Genomic DNA, 576 nt, shown 5'->3' with positions numbered 1-576 from the left:
GTGGTGGACGTAGAGTTGAGAAAGCTCTTGAGTTGTCAATGGGTTTAGGTATTCAATTTGCTTTACAGAATATTAAAATCTATGTTCGTTCATTAGGTATGGATGATGAGACAGCAAGAGAATACCGTGAGATGATGCAATCCCCGGCTATGCAAGTTTTCCAATTAGTAACAAGAAGCCCTATGCTTGCTGTTGCAGGTAATGCTTCTAACGTCGCTGCTATGTTGGGGAGTGATTGGGCTAATAATGTTAGAACTACCACTGCTCCTACTCTACCAATGAGACATCAATATGAACCAGAATCTACAAATAAAATTCTGGAGTCAATTGGTGGTAGTTTAGTCAAGAACATTTCTGGTGCTCAGACATTGGTAGATTTATACCAAGTATCTGGACTTCCTTACTCACAAGCACTTCGTTATTTTACAGCAGATGATTGGAAAGACCACGCTGATGCTGCTTATCTTGTTCGTGACTCGCTTCGTAGACTTACTCCTCTCCAAGACCCTTTAACATCAGCCATTCAGCGTCAAATGTTTGAGGCTTCTACCGGATTAGACTGGGATAAACCGAACT

The 576-nt window shown here is 41.3% G+C and carries 1 protein-coding gene; it reads left to right on the top strand.

The features are described from left to right. Positions 1–576 (top strand): hypothetical protein (locus N1032_RS26765; protein ID WP_259543703.1); only part of this gene is annotated, 576 nt, incomplete at both ends.

The sequence above is a fragment of the Herbiconiux daphne genome (assembly GCF_024979295.1).
Taxonomy (GTDB): domain Bacteria; phylum Actinomycetota; class Actinomycetes; order Actinomycetales; family Microbacteriaceae; genus Herbiconiux; species Herbiconiux daphnes.
This window is presented reverse-complemented; position numbering and strand designations above follow the sequence as displayed.